A 20716-nucleotide genomic window follows, 5' to 3' on the forward strand; every position below is an offset into this window, starting at 1 on the left:
TCATTCCGCCAGCAGCTCCGCCAAGAAGGCCGGCACCAGCTCGGTGGCCCGGCCGGTGCGGTGCTCGAGGAAGGCGTCCACCACCTGGCTGGGCTCGAGGTTGAGCTCCAGGGTGTGGGCCCGGGGGTGGACGGCCGCCACGAAGCCCGCGGCGGGATACACATGGCCGCTGGTGCCGATGGCCACGAAGAGGCCGCAGGTGTCCAGGGCCTCGAAGATGCGCTCCATCTCCAGGGGGCGCTCGCCGAACCACACGATGTGGGGGCGCAGGCGACCGTGGCGGCAGGTCGGGCAGCGGTCGTCAGCGTCCAGGTCGCCGGGCCAGGGCCGCACGGCCCGGCAGGCCAGGCAGCGGGCCTTCAGCAGCTCCCCGTGCATGTGCAGCAGGCTCCGCGATCCGGCCCGGTCGTGGAGGTCGTCCACGTTCTGGGTGACCAGGAGGAAGTCGCCGGGCCAGGCCGCCTCCAGCCGCGCCAGGGCGGCGTGGGCGGCGTTGGGCCGGACGCCCGCCAGGCCCCGCCGGCGCTCGTTGTAGAAGCGGTACACCAGGGCGGAGTTCCGGGCGAAGGCCTCCGGCGTGGCCACGTCCTCCACCCGGTGGTTCTCCCAGAGCCCATCCGCGTCGCGGAAGGTGCGCAGCCCGCTCTCCGCCGAGATCCCCGCCCCCGTGAGGACCACGATCCCGGCGTCGCGGGGGAGCTTCATTTCGCCGGGCCCAGGTCCAGGACCTTCCCGTCCACCGCCCCGGGCTTGAGCCCCAGTTCGTGCGCCAGGGTGGGCGCCAGGTCCACCGTGCGGACGGGCTCGGGGCGCGCGCCGCCCTTCCAGGGGCCCCAGAAGACCAGGGGCACGCGGCGATCGTAGGCCCAGGGCGAGCCGTGGCCGGCGAGGTATTCCCGGGGCGGCTCGCCGAAGAGGGTGAAGGGCTGGAAGGCCACCATCAGGTCCCCGCTGCGGCCCGCCAGGAAGCTGCGTCGCATCAGCACGTCCAGGCGGCTGTCCCGGGGGCTCCCGGTCGCGGCGGGGTCCACGGCCCCGAGCTCCTCCGCGGTGAAGGCGGCGGCCACCTCGGGTCGGGCCCGCAGCCAGGCCGCGGCCTCGCGCAGCACGGTGTCGCGGTCGAGGTGGCCGGCCTGCACGGCGCCCGCCTCCAGGTAGAACTCCGTGGGCTCGGGAGGCGCGGTGAACAGGTCCGCGGCCACCTTGAAGCGGTCCCTCATCGTGGCGTTCAGCCCGGCCAGGAAGGGCGCCTGGTCCACGCGCCGGGCGGGGAATCCCTCGGACTGGAGCGCCTCCACGGCATCCATGCCGCCGTGGTCGGCGCTGAGCACCACCCACACGGCAGGATCGCGGCGCTTCAGGAAGGCGAGGAAGCGGCCCAGGGTGGCGTCCAGCCGGTGGAGCTGGTCCCGCATCTCCGTGCCCAGGTTGCCGTAGTTGTGGCCCACGTAGTCCGTGGCGGAGAAGCTGACGGTGAGCAGGTCCGTGGCGGGGCCGCGACCCAGGTGCTCACCCTCGATGAGGGCTTCGGCGCCCTCCTCCGTGACCTCGTCCAGGAAGGGCGACTTGGTGAACCGGGTGGTGAAGCCCTTGTCCAGGGGCATGCCCGCGCCCTGGATGAGGCGGGGCAGGGCGCCGTTGCGGACCACGGTCTGGCCGAAGGTCCACTGGGCCACCCGCCCCTCGGGGGTGCCGGGAGCCTTGGTCCAGAGCCAGCTCCGGGTGGCGAACCGGGTGGCGAGGTCGTGGTCGAAGCGCACCAGCCAGGGCGGCAGCTCGGGCTGGTAGGCGGTGGAGCTGCCGAAGCCCGAGGGGCCCGTGAACCAGAAGACACCGCTCGGACGGCGTCCCGCCATGAGGATGGCCGCCCGGTCCTTGCCGGAGATGGAGAAGGCGCGGGCCCCGGGCACCTGGGCCTGCAGCCAGTCGCCCAGGGTGTCCCCCAGGAACCGGCCATTGGAGGCGGCGTGGACCCGGTCCCCGTCGAGGGGCTTCGCGGCCTCGTCCGCCACGCAGTAGATCAGCTTGCCGGAGGCGCGATCCAGCCACTGGTTCTCCACGATGCCGGTGTGGGCGGGAAAGCGCCCGCTGAGCAGCACCGAGTGGCCGGGGCCCGTCTCCGTGATGCCGTGGTCCTGGTAGGCCTCGGTGAACTGGACACCGTCTGTCAACAGGCGATGGAGGCCCCCCGTCAGCTCGGGACCGTAGGTCTGGATGAGTTCCGCGGAGCACTGGTCGATGGAGATGACGACCACCAGCCTCGGCCGGGCCGGGGCCGCGGCGGCGAGGAGGGCGGGGACGGCGAGGGGAAGGGCGCGGCGGAAGTCCATCAGAACGCCACGCCCACGCCGAAGGTCCACATGCGCTCGAACTCCTGGCCGTTGCCCTGGGCGGTGAAGTAGCTGGCCAGGTCCGCGGCCGTGTTCAGCCGCACGGGCTTGTCCTTGGTGATGGGCTGCTGGTAGCTGGCGGCCAGGTAGGGGTGCACCACCGGCAGGGGCAGGCGCCAGCGCGCGCCCACGCGGAGCCAGGTACGGCTGAGGTCCCGGGCGTTGGAGAGGCCGTTGGCGTCGAAGGTGTAGCGCTGGAAGCGCTGGATCACGCCGATCTCCCCCGCCAGGCCCGTGAAGGGCACCCACACCTGGGCGTTGAGGCCCACGCCCGCGCCCTGCTGCTTCAGGGCCGTGCCCTGGACGGAACTGCCCTGCGCGAGGGTGCCGTCGGCCTTCCACTGGGAGTACTCCAGGCCCGCCTCCATGCGGAAGAGGGGGCCGACCTGGAAGAGGCGCCGGTTCACGGAGGCGATGAAGCCGCGGCCCGTATCGAGGCCGCCGGAGGCCAGCTGGCCCGTGCCGCTGATGAGGGTCTGCGGCAGGTTCTGGCCGCTGGGTCGCGGCACCTCCAGACGCAGGTCCCACTGGGCGGCAAGGGGCAGGGCCGCCAGGCCCAGCGACAGGCCCGCGAGGCGGAGAGGGGGGACGATACGGCGCATCGGGACTCCGGCGGAAAGCTCCGATCATACCCCCCGGAAGGGCCACGTCCGCAGGGGCGTGTAACATCCCTGCGGCGCGCTCTCGAAGAGCACGAGCCGGTCCGCCGCGAAGGCCGCGGCGGGCGGGTCCGCGAAGGCCGCCACGGGCCGGGCCCGGCGGAAGCGGGCCAGGGTGAGGTGGGCGCGGAAGGGCTTGGCGTCGAAGGCCTCGCCGGCCGCCGCCAGGGCGCTCCGCAGGTCCCCGGCCAGGGCCTCCAGGGCCGCGCTGGGCGCCACGCCCAGCCAGAGCACGCGCGCCCGGTCCGCTGCGGGGAAGCCGCCCAGGTGGGTCGTGGCGAGTTCGAAGGGCCGCTGCCGCACGGCCACCGCCGCGCCCAGGCGCGCGAGGGCATCCAGGTCCTCCGGCGCGCGGGCCCCCAGGAAGGCGAGCGTCAGGTGCAGGCCCCCGGGCCGGGACCACCCCTCGATCCCGGGATGGCTCCGCTGCCAGCGGTCCAGGGTTTCGCATGGATCCGGCGGCAGGGGCAGCGCGAGGAAGAGGCGCACGCCGACCTTCAGGCCCCGGTGGCACTGCGCCGGGCGACCCAGAGATAGAAGAGCCCCCGGGCCTGGACGCCCAGCACCATGAGGGGGAGGACGATCACGAGGACCAGGAGGAGGTTCAGCTTGTGGGCCAGGGCCGGGAGGAGGAAGGCGGCGGGGATGAACAGCCCGATCCACTGGCCCAGGATGAAGACGAGGCCAGCCTTCCAGCGGCTGGAGACCCCGAGCCGATCCTGGAAATCCGGGGGCATGGCGAGGGGCGTCTTCACGAACTCGGTCAGGGTCGGCATGGTGCATCCTGGCGTGGGGTCACGGCTTCATCTTCCACTTGATGCTGCAGCCCATGCTCGGATGCTGGGTCTTCTCGGGGGGGCGACCCTCCACCATGGCCTCGATGGCGGCCCGCAGCTCCTGCCGTGTGACGCGCCCGGGCTCCTTCCAGTTGTCGTCCAGGCGGCCCCGGTAGGCCAGGTGCCGGTGCGACCCGTACAGGAAGAAGTCCGGCGTGCAGACCGCGCCCAGGGCCCGGGCCACGGACTGGTCCTCGTCCCAGAGGTAGGGGAAGACGTAGCCCTTGGCCTGGGCCCGGGCGCGCATGGCCTCGAAGCTGTCCTCGGGGTAGGCCACCGCATCGTTGGAATTGATGGCCACCACATCGCAGCGCCCGGCGAAGTCCCGGGCCAGGGCGTTGAGGCGGTCATCCACCGACTGCACGTAGGGGCAGTGGTTGCACATGACCACCACCAGGAGGGCCGGGGTGTGGAAGTCATCCCGGGACCAGAGCCGCCCGTCCACCCCCGGCAGCGTGAAGTCGGGGCAGGGGGTTCCGATGGGAACCATGGTGGATTCCATCAGGGCCATGGGACCTCCGGGGTACCCCTCCATCGTACGCCCGGGAGCAAGGCTGAATTTTTTCTCAGTCATTTTTTTGACTTGACCCGCAGGGCCCTGCATCTAGGCTTGTTCCAACCTAGGAGCCCATGACCCAGCTGCCGCGCCTTCACTGGTCCACCCTCGGGGACGACACCGGGGGGCTGGAGCATCGGTGGGCTTCCCTCTGGGATGTGACCGTGGATCGCGGCGCGTCGCCGGCCCTGGCCCCGCGGGACGTCGATCTCTGGGTGATCAGCGCCAAGGGCGCCTGGCCGCCGCCGGAGCTGAACCGCATGATGGCCGAGGTGGGGGCCCTGCCCATCCTCCTGGGCCTGAAGCCGGAGGCTGCGCCCATGGACGCGAAGGCCCTGGCGGAGTGGGGCTCCCTCGGCTCCGTGCGCTGGGGCATCCTCGGCCTCGAGCCGCCCATGCCGGGCCTGCGCCCGCGTTCCGGCACCACCACCCAGCTCAGCGCGTCGCAGGCCCTGGCCTTCGGCCTGGTGGGGGCCAGTCCCGCCATGCAGGACGTGCTGGCCCGCGCCCGGGCCGCCGCCGCCACCCGGGCCACGGTGCTGCTGCTGGGGGAGAGCGGCACGGGCAAGGAGGTCATCGCCCGGGCCATCCACCGCATGAGCGGCGATGCCGCCCAACCCTTCGTGGCCGTGCACTGCGGCGCCATCCCCGAGAACCTGCTGGAGTCCGAGCTCTTCGGCTACAACAAGGGCGCCTTCACCGACGCCCGGAAGGACACGCCGGGCAAGTTCCGCGAAGCCCACGGCGGCACGATCTTCCTGGACGAGGTCGGCACCATGCCCCTGGGGGCCCAGGTGCGCCTCCTCCGGGTCCTGCAGGAGCGCGAGGTGCAGCCCCTGGGCGGCGGCGCCCCCGTGAAGGTGGAGGTCCGCGTGGTGACGGCTTCCAACGTGGACCTGTGGAAGAAGGTGCAGGAGGGCGCCTTCCGGGAGGATCTCTTCTACCGGCTGGAGGTGGTGCCCATCACCCTGCCGCCCCTGCGGGCGCGGCGGGAGGAGATCCCCTTCCTGGCCCAGCACTTCCTCAACCGCAAGGCCCGCGAGCACGGCCTGTATCCCAAGGCCCTGCATCCCAGCGTGGATCCCCTGCTCATGGCCCTGCCCTGGCCCGGCAACGTGCGCCAGCTGGAGAACGCCATCGAGCGGGCCATCGTGCTCTCGGGCACCCGGCCCGTGCTCACCCGGGAGGACTTCGCCTTCCTGGCCGAACGCATGGGCGACGCCCCTCCCCAGCCGGAGGCGTCCCTCCGCCCGGCCCCCGGGATGCCGGAGGTCCCGGCGTCCGCCCCGTCCCCCTTCGGCCAGACGGCCCCGACGCCCGCGCCGGCCTTCGGCCTGGACCTGCCCCCCGAGGGCCTGGACCTGAACCAGGTCGTCTCCGACATGGAGAAGACGCTGATGCTGCAGAGCCTGGCCATCACCCGCGGCAACAAGAAGCGGGCCGCCGACCTGCTGGGCCTGAAGCGGACCACCTTCCTGGAGAAGATGAAGCGGCTGGACCTCGAGGAGAGCGAATCCGCCACGGCCGACGAGGATTAGCCCTGGGGGCGGGACCCGAGGCCTGAGTCCGCAGGGCGAAGCGGATGACGCGGCTGGGCCTCGGGGACGGCGCGGGCCCGGTGGCCTTCGAGCAGGTCCTTCCGGGTGCCAGCCAGGAAGATCGGGGATCCCGGATCGCCCCGGGCCTGATCCTGTCTGGACACGCTGAAAATTAACAAGAATTAACCGGACTCGCCGCGCCGCCGGCCTACCCTGAACAGAGATTCTAGGACTGAGTCTCGATTAATTCATGGGAGGCGCCGATGGTGCGGTTGCGTGTGCGGGGAGCCGCCAGCCTCGTGGCGGCGTTCTTGGCCCTGGTCCCGGTCGGGGCCCGGGCGCAGTCCTGCGGCGTGGAGCGCTGGTCCGTGAAGACCGGCACGGATGCGGACGCCGGGCTGATCAACGTGGGCGCGACGCAGACCAACACCATCGCGACCCTGCGCAGCTGGCCCGCGCCCAGTCCCATCCCGGCGAACAACCGCGTGGCGCCCTACGAGACGACGGTCTGGGTGCTGAATGCCACCCTCACGGAGTTCAAGCTCGAGACCGACTCGGACATCCACCTCGTCCTCCAGGACGCCAGCGGGCTGACCATGATCGCGGAGATCCCCTCGCCGGGCTGCGTGGGTGCCTCGAGCCCCCTGGCGGCCGGGATCACGAACGCCCGGAACCAGTTCCAGGCGGTCTACACGCCCACCTCCAGCTTCCAGACGGTGAACGTGCCCGTGCGGGTCACCGGCGTGGGCATGTTCGACTTCCTCCATGGCCAGACGGGCGTGGCTCCCAACGGCATCGAGCTGCACCCTGTCATCGACATCCAGTTCAACCCGGGCGCCTCCAACACCGTCTCCGCCAGCATCACCACCCCCTCGTCGAACGCGACGGTGGCCAGCGGCACGGCCGTCTCCTTCGCCGGGAGCGCCACGGACAGCAGCAGCTCCGCCACCCTCGGCTACGCGTGGACCTTCGGGGACGGCGGCACGGCCTCGGGTGCCTCGGCCAGCCACACCTACACCAACACGGGCAGCGCCAACGCGACCTACACCGTGACCTTCACGGCCACGGACAACACGGGCGCCAGCGGCAGCGCCACGCGCACGGTGACCGTCACCCCGGCCACCTCCGGGGGCGGGGGCACCACGACGCAGATCCTCGGCAATCCGGGCTTCGAGACCGGCGCGGCCAGCCCCTGGGTCGCCTCGGTCAGCGTGGTGGACAACAGCACCTCCGAGCCGGCCCACAGCGGAAGCTGGAAGGCCTGGCTGGACGGCTACGGCAGCAGCCACACCGACACGCTCATCCAGCAGGTGGCCATCGATCCCACGGCCACGGCCGCCGCGCTGACCTTCTGGCTGCACATCGACACGGCGGAGACCAGCACCACCGCCGCCAACGACACGCTGAAGGTGCAGCTCCGCAACAGCTCGGGCACGGTCCTGGCCACCCTGGCCACCTACTCCAACCTGAACGCCAATACTGGTTACGCCCAGAAGAGCTTCGACCTCACGGCCTACAAGGGACAGACCCTGCAGGTCTACCTGGTGGGCACGGAGAACAGCTCCAACCAGACGAGCTTCGTGGTGGATGACTTCGCCCTGAACGTGACCACCTCGGGCGGCGGCGGCGGCTCCGACACCACGCCGCCCACCGTCTCCGCCACGGAGACCGGCACCAGCGGCCCGATCACGTTCTCGGCCACGGCCTCGGACAACGTGGGCGTGACGAAGGTGGAGTTCTACGTGGACGGCGCCCTCAAGGGCACGGACACGGCCGCGCCCTACACGATGGGCCTGGACAGCACCACCCTGGCCAACGGGAGCCACAGCCTCATGGCCAAGGCCTACGATGCGGCGGGCAACGCGGGAACGTCCTCGACCGTGACGTTCTCGGTGAGCAACAGCAGCACGATGCCGACGGACCTCATCACCAACGGGGGCTTCGAGGGCGGGACGACGGGCTGGACGGGCACGACGGCCGACATCGGCAGCTTCAGCGGAGAGAGCGCCCACAGCGGGAGCGCCTGCTGCTGGCTGCTCGGCACCGGGAGCACGGCCACGGAAACCCTCGCCCAGACGGTGACGCTGCCGAGCAGCCTGGCGAGCGCCAGCTTGTCGTTCTGGATCCACATCGACACCGCGGAGACCACCACGACCACGGCCTACGACACGCTGAAGGTGCAGGTGCGCAACAGCTCGGGCACGGTGCTGGCGACGCTGGCCGCCTACTCCAACCTGAACGCGGCCGCGGGGTACGTGCAGAAGGCCTTCGACCTCTCCGCCTACCGGGGGCAGACTATCCAGATCTACTTCCTCGGCAGCGAAGACAGCTCCAACCAGACGTCCTTCGTCCTGGATGACGTCAGCCTCGACGTCCAGTAGCGAACCCTCCCACCATGGATTCCGCCATGACCTTTCGATTCAACGCATCCCTGATGTTCCCCTGCGTCCTGGCGCTGCCGCTGGCCGCCCAGTCCGGGCGCATGCCCCTGCAGGACGCCCCTGCCCACACCGTGCTGGTGGATGACGACGACGGCCGCGTGGAGATCGTGCCGCCCGCGGCCCCAGCCACGGCGCCCGCCCGGACCTTCCATGGCGGGTCCGTGGTGAAGGCCCCCCGGGTGTCCACCCTGTTCCTGGGCACCGCCTGGTCCGCCCGCGCCCACGCGGGCGTCATGCGCGACCTCAACGGCGCCCTGGTGGCCTTCGGGGTCTCCGAGCGCTTCGCCGCGATGAAGTCCTTCAGCCTCACTGCCTACAGCTTCCCCGTGGCGGAGGAAGGGGTGGTTCCCTTCCTGCCCCAGGGACCCACCGTGACCGACCTGGCCCTCCAGCACTTCCTCCACGCGGCCCTGGCCCAGGGCCGACTCGGCCGGCCCAGCCCGGAGTCCCTGGTCGTGGTCTTCCTGGCCCCCGGCCAGAACCTCACCCTGGGGGGCAAGGCCGCCGGCGAGGCCTTCCTGGCCTACCACTCCGCCTACCACGACGAGGCCGGGCTGATGCGCTACGTGGTGGTGCCCTTCGGCGCTTCGGTGACGGCCACGGCCCACGCGGCGGAACAGGCCCTCGCGGCGGCCATCCTCAACCCGGACGGGGATGGCTGGTACTAGCCTGCTCGCGCCCCTGGCGGCCGCGATCCTCGCGGTGGGCCCGGCCGCCGGCCTGCCCTTCGACCGGGTGGTGCCGGGTACGGATCACGTCGTGTTCTACCGGGTGGAGGGCGACCACCAGTTCCTGTTCGTCTACCGGATGCCCGGTCGGACGCTGCAGGCCCTGGAAATCGACCGGCGGGAGCGCGACGGGGACGAGGACGGGGAGGAGGCCGCCGAGGTGGTGCATCACCTGCCCATCTCCCGGCTGGCCGGCCGGATCCAGTACCTCGAGCTGGATCGCCTGCCGGGTTCCCGGAGGGCCCTGCTGGCCTTGACGCGGAAGCGCGCCGCCGTGGTCGAGGGCGTGCGGCTCGAGGCGACGGGATCCACACCCGACCACTGGCTCGGTCTGGCGCCTGATGGGCCACCCCGGCCCTGAGGCCCGGAACAAGAGCGGGGGGGGACAGCCGTCCCCCCCCGCCGTTCCCCCCGGAACGTTTCCCGCGAACCGCGGTCGTGCTGGAGCGCGCCGCACCTCTCCAGTGCATCCCCGGAGGGAAAGGTTCCAGGGGGTGCCTGCTACCCTGGGCCCATGGCGAATGCGATGCACCTGCGGTGGCGGCTGGCGGTCCCGGACCCCCAGGAAGAGGCCCTCTGTGCCTGGCTGGAGGCCCGGGGCTCCTCGGCCTTCTACCGGGAGGCCGACCCCCCCCGGGCCTGCTACGCCTACTTCCCGCCGGACCAGGAGGCTCCCGACCCGGCGGGTCTCGCGGCCTTCCCGGGGGTGGATCTGCTGGAAGCGGAACCCTTCGGTGACGAGGACTGGCTGGCCAAGAGCCGGGAGGGTTTCGGGGCCTTCGAGGTGGGTGCCCGCTTCCATGTGCGGCCCCTCTGGGATGGGACGCCGGGTCCGGCGGACCGCCTGGACCTGGTGGTGAACCCCGGCCTGGCCTTCGGCACCGGCGGCCACGAGACCACCCGGCTCTGCATGGCGCTGCTGGAGGAGCTGGCCACGGCGGGTCGCCTGGGGGGCCCCATCCTGGACATCGGGGCGGGCACCGGCATCCTCTCCCTGGCGGCCCACCTGCTGGGCGGCCGGGCCCTCACCGCCTTCGACATCGACCCCGACTGCGGCCCCGCCATGGAGGAGCTCATCCAGCTGAACGCCCACCTCCTGAAGGGCGCGAAGCCCTACGAATCCTTCGTGGGCACCCTGGACCACCCGCGGGTGCAGGGCCCCTACGCGGGCCTGTTGGCCAACATCCTGCTGGAGACCATCCAGGAGCTGCTGCCCCGCATGGCGGAGGTCGCCGCGCCGGGGGCCTGGCTGGTGGCCAGCGGCATCCTGGCCGAGCGCACGGACGAGGCCCTGGTGAGCCTCGTCTCCCACGGCTTCAAACCCGTGAAGGTGCTGAAGGAGGGCGAGTGGATCGCCGTGCTGGCGGAGCGGGTGGCGGCATGAGCCGGGCGGACCGTCCCATCGGGGTGTTCGACTCGGGCATCGGCGGACTCACGGTCATCCACGCCCTGCGCCAGCTGGTGCCCCAGGAGGAGCTGATCTACCTGGGCGACACCGCGCGCCTGCCCTACGGCAGCAAGAGCCACCACACCATCGAGCGCTACACCCTCCAGATGGGCGAGCTGCTCCAGCGGCACGACCCCAAGCTCATCGTGATCGCCTGCAACACCGCCAGCGCCCATGGCCTGCCCGCGCTCCAGGCCGTGAGCCCCTGCCCGGTGATCGGCGTCATCGAGCCCGGCGCCGAGGCCGCCGCGTCGGTGCCCGGCCCCGTGGGCATCATCGGGACCCTGGCCACCGTGGGCAGCGCGGCCTACGAGGCGGCCATCCACCGCCGCGATCCCGCCAAGGTCATCCACAGCGTGGCCTGCCCCCTGCTGGTGCCCCTGGCGGAGGAGGGCTGGTTCGACGATCCGGTCACCGACAGCATCTGCCGCCGCTACCTGAACCAGCTGCCCTACGAGGTGAAGACGGTGGTGCTGGGCTGCACCCACTACCCGACGCTCCTGGAGAGCCTCGAGCGCAGCCGCCCGGGCACCCGCTGGATCGACAGCGGCCGCGTCACCGCCCAGGCCGTGGACCGCCTGCTCCAGGGCCGGCTCGGCTACCGCACGGCCGGGGCCCGGGGCTCCCTCCGCGTCCAGCTCACCGACGCCAGCAGCCGCCTGAAGGAGGTGGGCAGCCGCTTCCTGGAGGAGGAGCTCGGCGACGTCGAGGTGGTGGACATCTAGGTCGCGTCCGTTTCCGTTGCCACCTGCGCCGCCGCCGCGCCCGGCAGGGTGAAGATGACGCTGGTGCCCTGGCCCTCCGCGCTCTCGATGCGGATGTCCCCGCCGTGCCCCCGGACGATCTCCCGGCAGATGCTGAGGCCGAGGCCCGTGCCCTTTCCCTCGGGCTTGGTGGTGAACATGGGGCGGAACACCTGGGGCAGCAGGTCGGCGGGAATGCCCTGGCCGGAGTCGCGGAAGGCGAGGCGCCACCAGGGGGCCTCGGGCGTGGAGCCCTCGGCGGGCTCGGCCTCCAGCCGCACGGTACCGCCCTCGGACATCGCGTCCACCGCGTTGTTCATGAGGTTCAGGAAGAGCTGCTCCATCTGCTTGCGGTCCACGTCGAGCCGACATTCCGCCGGGACCTCGGCCTCCACCCGAACGCCGTGGGCGGCCATCATGGGCGCCCAGAGCTGGCGCAGGTCCGCCAGGAGGGCGGGCATGGCCAGCGCCTGGCGATGGAGCTGGGGGCGCCGGGTGAGGTCCAGCATGCGGCGCACGATGTCGCCCACGCGCTGGATCTGGGCGTGGATGACCCCCAGCCGCTCCCGGGTGCGCTCGGGCAGCTCCGACTGGCCGGCGAGGAGCTGGAGGTGCCCGTTCACCAGGTTGAGGGGCGTGCCCACCTCGTGGGCGAAGGTGGCGGTGAGCTGGCCCGCCACGGCGAGGCGCTCCTGGGCGCCCAGCTCCTCGCGCAGCAGCGCGTTGCGCTCGGCCATCTGCGCCAGCTCGGCGTTCTTGGCCTGCAGCTCCCCCAGGGCGGCATCGATCCGGTCCTGCAGCGAGGCGTTCAGCCCCTGGATCTCGTGGATGAGGGCCTCCCGCTCGTCGCCGGCCCGCTGCAGCCGCGCGGCCATGTCGTTGAAGCGGGTGGCGATGAGGCCCAGCTCGTCGCTGCGCCGGAGGGGGATGCGGGCCGCGGGATCGCCCTGCTCCAGCTGCTGCATGGCGCGCACGGTGGCGGCCACCGGATCGCTGATGAGGAGGCGCAGGATGAGCCAGAGGAGGATGAACTCGCCGAGGAGGACGCCGGGGAGCGTGTGGAGGGTCTTCCGGAAATTCTGGTTCCAGACCACCTCCCATCGCTCCAGGTCGCAGTAGGCCCGGATGAGCCCCAGCGGCGGCTGTCCGGGGCGGGGGTTGCGGATGGGGAGGTAGACCTTCCAGGCCTTGTTCCCCGTGGTCAGGTCCACCAGCTCCGTCTGGGGGCCGGCCAGGCTGAGGTAGCTGCCGAGATCGGGGCCCCAGTCCACGCTGTCCTCGTCGCCGGAGGAGCGCAGGAGCTGGACCTCGTTGCGGCCGACCCGGCGGAAGACGTCGATCTGGAAGACGCTGCGGTCGGGGCCGGCGATGCTGGAGAGGAGCTGGTCCAGCTTGTCGGGATCGTGGAAGTTGGGATCCCGCTCCCGCACGTCCGTCTCCACCGTCTGGGCGGCCTCGATGGTGAGGTTGCGGGAGTACGTCTCGATCTCGCGGCGGCTGTTCCGGATGATGGAGTAGGCCACGGCCACCGTGAGGATGCTGGTGACGAGGCCCAGCAGGATGAAGAGCTTGGCGTGCAGGCTGAGCAGCCACTCCAGGGGGCGGAACCTCATCGGGGGACGCCCGGGCCGGCGGGCAGGCCCAGGGCGGGGCGGACCACCTGCGCGAAGGCCGCCGCGTCCAGGCCCCGCACCCGGTCCGTGAAGGCCACGAAGGCGGCGCGGCGGGCCTCGGCCACATCGCCCAGCACCTCCAGGATGCCGCCGCAGAGCACCACCCGGTCGTGGCTGCGGAGGCGGGCCTCCTCGGCCCAGAGCAGGGCCTCGAGGGCTGCCAGGTCGTGGTGCTCGCCCAGGGCGGACTGGAGGCCCTTCAGCCGGTCCAGCAGCGCCTCCGGCGGAACCGGGAAGGCCCCCTCCAGGGCCTCCAGCGCGTAGCGGAGCTTCTTCAGGCGCACCCGGCCCTTGTGGAGGGCGGCGGGATCCTCGCGCTCGACCAGGGCGGGGATGGGATCGAGGGCGGCGGCGGCCCGGGCCTCGAGGGCCGCCCAGGCCGCCTCCTGCAGGCTGGTGGACTGGAAGGGCGCGGGCAGGCTGGGCACGTCCAGAAGGCGGCCGAGGTCCGGCAGCCGGAGCCGGTCGAGTTCCCGGTGCATGGCCTTGCGGGTCTTGGCCCGCTCGCGGTCGACCCGTTCCTGCAGGTGCTCGATCACGGCCGTCTGGCAGGGGGTCCGGGCTTCGGCATGCCGCTCCCGCAGGTGGAGGGCATGCACATCCAGCTCCCGGGTCAGGCCCAGGACGTCCACCAGATCCTTCAGCGCCCGGCGGCGCCCCTTGTGGGCGGGGTAGGCCTCGGGATCCACCAGGTCCAGGACGGCCCCCAGGCGCCGGGCGGCCACCCGCACCTGGTGCAGCGGCTCGTCCTGCTCGGTCCAGTCCGGGGCCGCCAGCAGCTCCTGCAGGCGCGCCAGGCGGACCTCCAGGGCCCGGTGCAGCAGGATCGCCAGTTCGGCCGGATGCATGTCCGCCATTCTAGACACTTTTTCGGAAGGCGAAAAATTGGCGTATGCTGGTGGACCCATGGAACACATCCACATCAAAGGTGCCCGCGAGCACAACCGAGGCTCCATCTCCGCAAGCGAGCGGAGCGAGCGAGTGGGAGTGCGCGACTAGATGTCGCGCACGATAGATGGAGAGAGCCGAAGGATGGAACACATCCACATCAAAGGTGCCCGCGAGCACAACCTGAAGAACCTGGACCTCAGCCTGCCGCGGAACCAGCTGGTGGTGATCACGGGGCTCTCCGGCTCCGGCAAGTCCAGCCTGGCCTTCGACACCCTCTACGCCGAGGGCCAGCGGCGCTACGTGGAGAGCCTGTCGGCCTATGCCCGCCAGTTCCTGGACCAGATGGAAAAGCCGGACGTGGACAGCATCGAGGGGCTGTCCCCCGCCATCTCCATCGAGCAGAAGACCACCAGCAAGAACCCCCGGTCCACGGTGGCCACCGTCACGGAGATCTACGACTACCTGCGCCTGCTCTTCGCCCGCACGGGGAAGCCCACCTGCGTGGCCTGCGGCCTCCCCATCGCCAGCCAGACCATCCAGGAGATGGCCGACCAGATCCTGGCCCAGCCCGAGGGGGCGAAGCTGCAGATCCTGGCCCCGGTCGTGCGGGGCCGCAAGGGCGAGTACAAGAAGCTGCTCCAGGACCTCATGAAGCGGGGCTACATCCGGGCCCGGGTGAACGGCCAGATGCTGGACTTCACCGACGGCGTGCCGGACCTGGACAAGCAGAAGAAGCACACCATCGAGGTGGTCATCGATCGCCTGAAGGTGGGCCCGGCCATCCAGTCCCGGCTGGCGGACAGCCTGGAGATCGCCTGCAACCTGGCTGAGGGCTCGGCCCTGATCATCCTCGAGGCCGAGGCAGGCGCGGAGGCCCGGCGTTCGAAGGGGGGGGTGGACGGCCACGAGCAGCTCTTCTCCACCAAGCTGGCCTGCAACAACCCCAAGTGCGGTCGCTTCGGCCAGGGCCTGCCGGAGCTGGAGCCGCGCTCCTTCTCCTTCAACAGCCCCTACGGCGCCTGCCCCACCTGCGACGGCCTGGGCTTCAAGCGGCAGTTCGCGGAGGAGCTGATCGTCCCCAACCCGGAGCTGAGCATCAACGAGGGCGCCATCCAGGCCAGCGGCTGGAAGAGCGTCAGCGAGGACGGCTGGCGGTCCCAGATGATGGAGCAGCTGTCCCGGAAGCTGAAGTTCAGCCTGGACACGCCCTGGAAGAAGCTCGGCTCGGACATCCGGCGCCTGCTCCTGCACGGCACCGAGAAGGAGATGCGCTTCACCTACGAGAGCAAGCGCAACCGCTACGACTTCATGCACTCCTTCGAGGGCATCATCGGGAACCTCGAGCGGCGCTACCACGAGACCACCAGCGAGGAGATCCAGGCCGAGCTCGAGGAGTCGATGCGGGTGATCCCCTGCGAGGCCTGTGGCGGCCAGCGGCTCAAGCCCGAGGTGCTGGCGGTCTACGTGGGCGGCCTGCACATCGCCCAGGTGGCCGCCCAGAGCGTGCGCGACGCCCGGAAGTGGTTCGGGGACCTGGCGCTCGAGGGCAAGGACGCCGTCATCGCCGAGAAGGTGCTCAAGGAGATCCGCGAGCGCCTGGGCTTCCTGGACGACGTGGGCCTGGGCTACCTCACCCTGGACCGGAGCGCGGCCACGCTGTCGGGCGGGGAGGGCCAGCGCATCCGCCTGGCCACGCAGATCGGCAGCAAGCTCCAGGGCGTGCTCTACGTGCTGGACGAGCCCAGCATCGGCCTCCACCAGCGGGACAACCTGCAGCTCATCCGCACCCTCAAGGAGATGCGCGACCTCGGCAACACCGTGCTGGTGGTGGAGCATGACCTGGAGACCATCCTCGCCGCGGACCACGTGGTGGACATGGGGCCGGGCGCCGGCGAGCACGGCGGCTTCGTGGTGGCGCAGGGCACGCCGGAGGAGATCGGCCGCACCCCGGGCTCCGTCACCGGCGACTTCCTCTCGGGCCGCGACGCGATCCCCGTGCCCCGCACCCGCCGCAAGGCCAAGCGCGGCTACCTGGAGGTGCGCGGCGCGGAGGAGAACAACCTGAAGAAGGTGGATGCCGAATTCCCCATCGGCCTGTTCACCTGCGTCACGGGCGTCTCGGGCTCGGGCAAGAGCACCCTCGTGAACGAGATCCTCTACAAGGCCCTGGCCAACCAGCTCCACCAGGGCGTGCACATCGTGGGGAAGCACAAGACCATCAAGGGCCTGGAGCACGTGGACAAGGTCATCGACATCGACCAGGCCCCCATCGGCCGCACGCCCCGGAGCAACCCCGCCACCTACACCGGGCTCTTCACCCCCCTGCGGGAGCTCTTCGCCCAGCTGCCCGAGAGCAAGGCCCGCGGCTACGCGCCGGGACGGTACAGCTTCAACGTGAAGGGCGGACGCTGCGAGAAATGCGAGGGCGATGGCGTCCTCAAGATCGAGATGCACTTCCTGCCGGACGTCTACGTCACCTGCGAGCAGTGCAAGGGCAAGCGCTACAACCGCGAGACGCTGGAGATCCACTACAAGGGGAAGAGCATCTCCGATGTGCTGAACATGACCGTGGAGGAGGCGCTGGCGCTCTTCGCGCCCATCCCGGTGCTGGCCAACAAGCTGCAGACCCTCGTGGATGTGGGCCTGGCCTACGTCCGCCTGGGCCAGAGCGCCACGACGCTCTCCGGGGGCGAGGCCCAGCGGGTGAAGCTGGCCAAGGAGCTGAGCAAGCGGGCCACCGGGCGCACCGTCTACATCCTGGACGAGCCCACCACGGGCCTCCACCTGAAGGACATCCAGAAGCTGCTGGAAGTCGTCAACCGCCTGGTGGAGACGGGCAACACCGTCATCGTCATCGAGCACAACCTCGACGTGATCAAGACCGCCGACTGGATCCTGGACCTGGGGCCGGAGGGCGGCGGCGAAGGCGGCCGGATCATCGCCACCGGCACCCCCGAACAGGTGGCCACCCGGAAGACCAGCGTGACGGGGCGGTACCTGGCGCCGTACCTGAAGTAGACCCTAGGCCTGCAGGTTGATGTTCTGTCCCACGCCCGGCGTCGGGGGGACGCCGGTCTGGTCGATCATGGCCACGAGGGCGGCGCCCTGCTGGCTGGTGAGGTCCAGGGACTTCCGCAGCATGGCGATGGAGGCCTGGTTCTGGACCTGGCTCATGGACTGGACGGCGCTGGTGGCGGCGGAGATCTGCATGGAACCCTCGATGGGTTCCTATCGGCCCTTGGGGGGCTTGGCTTGAGGGGGCGGTTTTGTCCCAGGGGCCAGGCTGGCCCGCAGGAGGGCGGCGGCGTCCTGGACGGGCACCTTGGCGGCGGCGGCGGCCCGGTTCTCCGCGGCGATGGCCTCGAAGACCTCCCGGCGGTGGACCTGCACCTCCCGGGGGGCCTTGATGCCCAGGCGCACCCCATCCTTGGTGATGCCGAGGACGATCACCTCCACCTCGCCGCCGATGATGAGGGACTGTTCCGGCTTCCGTGTGATGACGAGCATGGCCCGAGGGTAGCAGGGCCCCGATCAGGCCTGGGGGAAGACGGGGAATTTCAGCGGGTAGCGATCCGAGGGCAGGGCCACCTGCAGGCCGATGCGGGTGCGGGTGTTCACCACCAGGGGACCGGCCAGGTTGGTGGTCATGCGCCGGGGATCCTCCGGGATCACCACCAGGGTCAGGATCAGGGCTTCCGAGAGGGTCTGCAGGCCCAGCATCTCGGCCTCGCTGTCGCCGAGGGGCACGGCGTAGTCGGGCTTGAGGCCCACGGGATCCATGCAGACGAAGGAGACCTCGGGCTGGTCCACGGCCTGGAGGAACTTCAGGGGGTAGCCGTCCGAGGGTTCGAAGAGGCGGTAGCTGGTCAGGTGGGGGAACCCCAGCAGGCCCTTGGGGAGGGTCAGGAGGATGCCGTCGTCGGTCGCGGGTTGGGTCATGGCTGTCCGGAGTTGTTCCAGATCAGCTCATCGGGTTGCTCCGGCTCCCCGTTAGTTTGGTGCGCGCCCTCCCGGAACACCTCCCAGAGCGCCTCGATCCGCTTGCGGCGGAAGCGCGGATTGGGAATGGTGCGCTCCAGGGCCTCCTGGCTGACGGGGGGGTGGGCCAGCCGGGCCATGAGCCAGCGGTTGCCCAGCTCCATCACGGCGGCCACGTCACCCTCGTTGCCCCAGGCCCAGCGGTAGGCCGTGAGCTTGCGGGCCCGCTCCACGGCCAGGTCCCCCAGGTGCTTCACCTTCTCCACCACCGGGTCGTGGGCGGGGGCCTTGTAGGCGCGAACGCGGCGCAGGAGGTGGCGCAGCTCCAGGGGCAGGGCCGCCAGCCGGGGACCGACCTCGGGATCCTCCCGGCGGGCCTCGGCCTCGTCGGCCAGGGTGCGCAGCAGGGGCAGCAGCAGGGCCGCGTCCCGGCTGGCGTAGCTGATCTGCGATTCGCGGAGGGGCCGCAGCATCCAGTTGGAGTCCTGCTCCTCCTTGGGGATGTCGAGGCCCAGCTTGAGACGCGCCATGGTCTTCAGGCCCGGCTGCGGGTAGCCCAGGGCGCGGCTCAGCAGCATGGTGTCAAAGACGCTGGTGGGCACCACGTCGTAGAGGCGCTTGAAGACGATGCCGTCGCCGGAGAAGTCGTGGACGATCCAGGGCACCTGGGCCATGGCCTCCAGGGTGGGCTTCATGAGCTCCTGCAGGGGGATGGGGTCCACCAGCCAGGCCTGGTCGTGGGTGGCCACCTGCAGCAGGGCCAGCACGCAGTGGTGCACGCCCGTGAGGCTGCATTCGATGTCCACGGCCAGCAGGCCCGCCTCGAACCAGTGGGGCAGCGCTTCGCGCAGTCCCTCGGGCGAATCCACGTAGGTCGTGGGCAGGTCGAAGCGGTCCGAAACCATCCCACCAGTGTGCCTCAACCCCGGTCACGGGTACGCTGGGGATTGCAGGAGATTCCAAGGATGAACCGCTCGCTCTTCTGGACCACGTTCTTCACGGTGTTCCTCGCCGAGGTGGGCGACAAGACCCAGCTGGCCGCCATGACCGCCACGGTGCGCAGCGGCGCCCTGTGGACGGTGTTCCTCGCCGCCAGCGCGGCGCTGGTCTGCGCCACGGCCATCGGCGTGGCCCTGGGCGGCGTGCTGTTCCGCGTCATCCCCGAGGCGGCCATCAAGTGGGCGGCGGGGCTGGCCTTCATCGGGGTGGGCCTGTGGGTGCTGGCCAGGGGCTGAGTCCCGAGTGGATCTTCTACGACGGGGCCTGCGGCCTCTGCCATGGGGCCGTGCGCTTCCTCGTCAGGCATGACCGCCGGGGGGCCTTCCGGTTCGCACCGCTAGGGGGCGAGACCTTCCTGCGGGAGGTGCGGCCGGAATCGCGCGGGGAGCTGCCGGACAGCCTGGTGGTGCTGGCGGCGGGGGGCCCCCCCCTCGTGCGCACTGCGGCGCTCATCCACCTCCTCCGGCGCCTGGGTGGGGGCTGGTCCCTGCTGGCCGGGTTGGTCGGGATCCTGCCCCGGGCCTGGATGGACGGCTGCTACGACACCGTGGCCCGACGGCGCCGGCATTGGTTCCGGCCGCCAGGTGCGACCTGCCCTGCCCTCCCACCCGATCAGCGGGCCCGCTTCGATCCCTGATCCGGCTCGCGCCGCAGCTCGATGACCACGAGCTCCGGCGGGGCCTGGATCCGCATGGGCAGGCCCACCACGCCGAGGCCTCGACTCACGTAGAGCAGGTCCTGGTCGCGGCGGTAGAGGCCGTCCGTGTAGGGGCCGATGAGGCGGGCACTGGAGACGCCGGGGATGAGGTTGATCTGTCCGCCGTGGGTGTGGCCGGAGAGGGTGAGGCGGGCGCCGGCCGCCAGGGCCGCGTCCCACTCGCTGGGCCGGTGGTTCAGGCAGAGGCGGAAGGCCTCATCCGGCAGGCCCCGGGTGGCCTCGGAGGGCCGGGGGCCCGGGCCGAAGACCTTGTGCATGAAGCGGCCGTTGCGGGCCATGGGGTCCTGCAGGCCCACCAGGGCCAGGAGGCTCCCGCGGCGGGCCACGAGGGCGGCGCGGTTCTCCAGGCAGGGGATCCCCTCGGCCTCGAGGTCCCGCCAGAGGGGCCGGGGATCGTCGAAGTAGTCGTGGTTGCCCAGCACGGCGAAGGTGCCCAGGGCCGGGCGGAACCCGCGGAAGGCCGCCAGGAGCGGCGCCAGCTCCTCGGCCCGGCTGTCCACCAGGTCGCCCGTGAAGAGCAGCAGCTCCGGTTTCTCGCGTTCGGCCAGGTCGCGCCAGCGGCGGAGGATGGTGGGGCCGATGAGGGGCCCGGCGTGGAGGTCGCTGAGCTGCACCAGCCGCAGGCCGTCCAGGCCCGGGGGCAGGTCGGGGAAGAAGAGCTGCTGGCGGGTGATCTGAGGATCGCCGTAGGCCTCCCGCTCCCCACCCACGGCCAGGGCGGTGGCCGCGCCCGCGCTGGCCAGGGCCGCCGAGCGGAGGAAGGCCCGTCGCGAGGGATCCACGCCCTCCTCGGGCTCGGGGCGGTCTTCCGAGCGCTGCCAGACGCGCCAGGTCCCCTCCGCCACCATGGCGAGGAACAGGTGCACCACCGTGAGGGCCTGGAAGTAGAAGCCCATCCGGGCCAGGAGCCGGACGAAGTCCGGCAGGAGGGGCGTCCCCGGCGCGACGAAGCGGAGGGCGGCGAAGAAGGCCACCGGAAGGTGCAGCAGGACCAGCACCCAGGGGATCCAGCGCTGGACGCGGTCGGGCAGTTCCAGCCGCAGCAGCTGCAGGTGGAGGAACTGCAGCAGGCCGATGACGAGGATGGCGATCAGGAAGCCCATGGGCCCTCCAGGATGG

Annotated in this window: 22 protein-coding genes; 9 read left to right on the forward strand and 13 right to left on the reverse strand. The window is 71.2% G+C overall.

Translation table 11 applies throughout. The features are described 5' to 3' along the window. From cobB to QSJ33_RS07730, 6 genes are read right to left on the reverse strand one after another with little or no spacing between them, the layout of a single operon-like run. Complete coding sequence (cobB, locus tag QSJ33_RS07705) at positions 1-705, reverse strand: Sir2 family NAD+-dependent deacetylase (RefSeq protein ID WP_285724224.1); 705 nt, start codon at positions 703-705, stop codon at positions 1-3. Next, positions 702-2330, reverse strand: a complete 1629-nt coding sequence (locus QSJ33_RS07710) for an alkaline phosphatase family protein (protein WP_285724226.1) — start codon at positions 2328-2330, stop codon at positions 702-704. The genes cobB and QSJ33_RS07710 overlap by 4 nt, the downstream gene beginning before the upstream one ends. After that, a complete protein-coding gene (locus tag QSJ33_RS07715) occupies positions 2330-2992 on the reverse strand; it encodes a hypothetical protein (protein WP_285724228.1) in 663 nt (220 codons plus the stop codon). Before QSJ33_RS07715 ends, QSJ33_RS07710 begins: the two co-directional genes overlap by 1 nt. Positions 2993-3016: 24 nt before the next feature. Further along, the gene (gene thpR / locus QSJ33_RS07720) at positions 3017-3538 is read right to left on the reverse strand and encodes an RNA 2',3'-cyclic phosphodiesterase (RefSeq protein WP_285724230.1); all 522 of its coding nucleotides are present in this window, start codon (positions 3536-3538) and stop codon (positions 3017-3019) included. Between the two features lie 8 nt (positions 3539-3546). After that, entirely contained in the window at positions 3547-3825 is a 279-nt protein-coding gene (locus QSJ33_RS07725; RefSeq protein ID WP_285724232.1) for a hypothetical protein, read from the reverse strand. Between the two features lie 19 nt (positions 3826-3844). Then, positions 3845-4396, reverse strand: coding sequence for a thioredoxin family protein (locus tag QSJ33_RS07730; protein WP_285724234.1), 552 nt, complete (start codon positions 4394-4396; stop codon positions 3845-3847). Between the two features lie 119 nt (positions 4397-4515). Here QSJ33_RS07730 and QSJ33_RS07735 point away from each other — a divergent pair, with 119 nt between their 5' ends. The 6 genes from QSJ33_RS07735 to murI all read left to right on the forward strand — a co-directional run bounded on the left by QSJ33_RS07735 (position 4516) and on the right by murI (position 11320). Then, positions 4516-5979: a sigma-54 interaction domain-containing protein gene (locus tag QSJ33_RS07735; RefSeq protein WP_285724236.1), complete on the forward strand. Its 1464-nt coding sequence runs from the start codon at positions 4516-4518 to the stop codon at positions 5977-5979. A 263-nt stretch (positions 5980-6242) separates the two neighbouring features. Next, on the forward strand, positions 6243-8360 hold the full coding sequence (locus QSJ33_RS07740) for an Ig-like domain-containing protein (RefSeq protein WP_285724238.1): 2118 nt from the start codon (positions 6243-6245) through the stop codon (positions 8358-8360). Between the two features lie 26 nt (positions 8361-8386). After that, complete coding sequence (locus tag QSJ33_RS07745) at positions 8387-9088, forward strand: hypothetical protein (protein ID WP_285724240.1); 702 nt, start codon at positions 8387-8389, stop codon at positions 9086-9088. Next, complete coding sequence (locus QSJ33_RS07750) at positions 9075-9509, forward strand: hypothetical protein (RefSeq protein WP_285724241.1); 435 nt, start codon at positions 9075-9077, stop codon at positions 9507-9509. The genes QSJ33_RS07745 and QSJ33_RS07750 overlap by 14 nt, the downstream gene beginning before the upstream one ends. 153 nt (positions 9510-9662) lie before the next feature. Continuing rightward, positions 9663-10532 (forward strand): 50S ribosomal protein L11 methyltransferase, encoded by an 870-nt coding sequence (locus tag QSJ33_RS07755; protein ID WP_285724243.1) that lies wholly within the window; start codon positions 9663-9665, stop codon positions 10530-10532. Continuing rightward, a complete protein-coding gene (murI, locus tag QSJ33_RS07760) occupies positions 10496-11320 on the forward strand; it encodes a glutamate racemase (RefSeq protein WP_285724245.1) in 825 nt (274 codons plus the stop codon). The genes QSJ33_RS07755 and murI overlap by 37 nt, the downstream gene beginning before the upstream one ends. Here the strand turns inward: murI and QSJ33_RS07765 are convergent. Then, a complete protein-coding gene (locus QSJ33_RS07765) occupies positions 11317-12951 on the reverse strand; it encodes a sensor histidine kinase (protein ID WP_285724247.1) in 1635 nt (544 codons plus the stop codon). The genes murI and QSJ33_RS07765 overlap by 4 nt on opposite strands. After that, entirely contained in the window at positions 12948-13859 is a 912-nt protein-coding gene (locus tag QSJ33_RS07770) for a CHAD domain-containing protein (protein WP_285724248.1), read from the reverse strand. Before QSJ33_RS07770 ends, QSJ33_RS07765 begins: the two co-directional genes overlap by 4 nt. 184 nt (positions 13860-14043) lie before the next feature. Here QSJ33_RS07770 and uvrA point away from each other — a divergent pair, with 184 nt between their 5' ends. Further along, positions 14044-16920 (forward strand): excinuclease ABC subunit UvrA, encoded by a 2877-nt coding sequence (uvrA, locus tag QSJ33_RS07775; protein ID WP_285724250.1) that lies wholly within the window; start codon positions 14044-14046, stop codon positions 16918-16920. Positions 16921-16923: 3 nt separating this feature from the next. Here the strand turns inward: uvrA and QSJ33_RS07780 are convergent, their stop codons facing one another. The 4 genes from QSJ33_RS07780 to QSJ33_RS07795 are packed head-to-tail and all read right to left on the reverse strand — an operon-like array spanning position 16924 to position 18785. Beyond that, positions 16924-17112, reverse strand: a complete 189-nt coding sequence (locus QSJ33_RS07780) for a YjfB family protein (protein ID WP_285724252.1) — start codon at positions 17110-17112, stop codon at positions 16924-16926. A gap of 18 nt (positions 17113-17130) precedes the next feature. Beyond that, a complete protein-coding gene (csrA, locus tag QSJ33_RS07785; protein WP_285724255.1) occupies positions 17131-17409 on the reverse strand; it encodes a carbon storage regulator CsrA in 279 nt (92 codons plus the stop codon). A 24-nt stretch (positions 17410-17433) separates the two neighbouring features. Further along, positions 17434-17841: a flagellar assembly protein FliW gene (fliW, locus tag QSJ33_RS07790; protein ID WP_285724256.1), complete on the reverse strand. Its 408-nt coding sequence runs from the start codon at positions 17839-17841 to the stop codon at positions 17434-17436. Further along, positions 17838-18785 carry a ribonuclease D gene (locus QSJ33_RS07795; RefSeq protein WP_285724258.1) on the reverse strand — a complete coding sequence of 316 codons (948 nt, stop codon included), beginning with the start codon at positions 18783-18785 and terminating at the stop codon, positions 17838-17840. Before QSJ33_RS07795 ends, fliW begins: the two co-directional genes overlap by 4 nt. Positions 18786-18845: 60 nt before the next feature. On the opposite strand from QSJ33_RS07795, the gene QSJ33_RS07800 reads away from it, so the two are divergent. Further along, a complete protein-coding gene (locus tag QSJ33_RS07800) occupies positions 18846-19115 on the forward strand; it encodes a TMEM165/GDT1 family protein (protein ID WP_285724260.1) in 270 nt (89 codons plus the stop codon). Continuing rightward, positions 19094-19516 carry a thiol-disulfide oxidoreductase DCC family protein gene (locus QSJ33_RS07805; RefSeq protein WP_285724262.1) on the forward strand — a complete coding sequence of 141 codons (423 nt, stop codon included), beginning with the start codon at positions 19094-19096 and terminating at the stop codon, positions 19514-19516. Before QSJ33_RS07800 ends, QSJ33_RS07805 begins: the two co-directional genes overlap by 22 nt. On the opposite strand, the gene QSJ33_RS07810 is transcribed toward QSJ33_RS07805, so the two are convergent. Beyond that, on the reverse strand, positions 19492-20700 hold the full coding sequence (locus QSJ33_RS07810) for a metallophosphoesterase (protein WP_285724264.1): 1209 nt from the start codon (positions 20698-20700) through the stop codon (positions 19492-19494). The two genes, QSJ33_RS07805 and QSJ33_RS07810, sit on opposite strands and share 25 nt — an antisense overlap. Positions 20701-20716 lie beyond the last annotated feature (16 nt).

Origin of the sequence: Geothrix rubra (genome assembly GCF_030268065.1) — a bacterium.
Classification (GTDB): Bacteria; Acidobacteriota; Holophagae; order Holophagales; family Holophagaceae; genus Geothrix; species Geothrix rubra.